This window comes from Caballeronia sp. BR00000012568055, from assembly GCF_029439455.1.
Classification (GTDB): domain Bacteria; phylum Pseudomonadota; class Gammaproteobacteria; order Burkholderiales; family Burkholderiaceae; genus Caballeronia.
Genome location: NZ_JAQFVG010000177.1, coordinates 1 through 801 on the forward strand (window position 1 = coordinate 1; position 801 = coordinate 801).

The window sequence follows — 801 nt, forward strand, 5'->3', positions numbered from 1 at the left end:
CGGCATTCACGGTGTCGCCGTAATAGATTGCGCCGTTGCTGATCTGCAGGCTGTTGCCCGCTTGCAGTTTGAGGGTCTTGGCGCTCACGTTGCCCGCGTTCTGAATATCCTGGTTATTCGCGTTCATCGTGCCCGTCAGGGGCAGCGCGCCGTCGCGCCAGTAGTATGGCGAGGTGCCGTCCGATCCAAAACCATTGATCGCGAGCACCATCCCAGCCCGATTGCCGACAGGGTTAGGAAGCGTCCAATGTCCCTGATTGCCCGTGATGACGCCAGGCGCACGATTGGTCGAATAACCGAACTGCGAGCCACCAGCTGCCGTGAGAATGCCTGCGCCTGCAATATCGGCTGTCCCCGCTTTCATGAGCGGTGCGCTCGGATAGATCTGCGTGGCAATGTGGCAGTTGCCGGCCGAGGTCGAGCAGTTGTCCGGCACGATCGACATGGCGATTTGATACGTCCCGCCCCAGAACGGTCCGGGCCGAAACGCCACCTTGTTGTTTGCCTGTGCGCTCAGCTGCGCAAGCGTCGGCGCCGTGATGGCCGTTGCCGTCGCCTGCGAGAATCCTGCGGGAATGAGTGCGCCGAAATTCGTCGTGATATAGCTGCCGAGCGCGGCATTGATCGAAGCGATGTTCTGCCCTTCGATCTGCAGCATGTTCTGGCGCTTGGCCGCGATATCTTCCTTGATCCCCTGCACCGTCAGCAACGCCGCGCCGACCAGGACGATCAACATCTCGAGAATGCTTCCCATGTCGGCGGTCCGCGATCAGGTGCGAGTGGTCCACAACCCCATCGACG

1 pseudogene is annotated in these 801 nt (G+C 61.0%); it reads right to left on the reverse strand.

The annotated features are described in order from the left end of the window. Positions 1-754 (reverse strand): annotated as a pseudogene (locus P7F28_RS09580) (hypothetical protein); the annotation flags it as partial. Between the last annotated feature and the right edge of the window lie 47 nt (positions 755-801).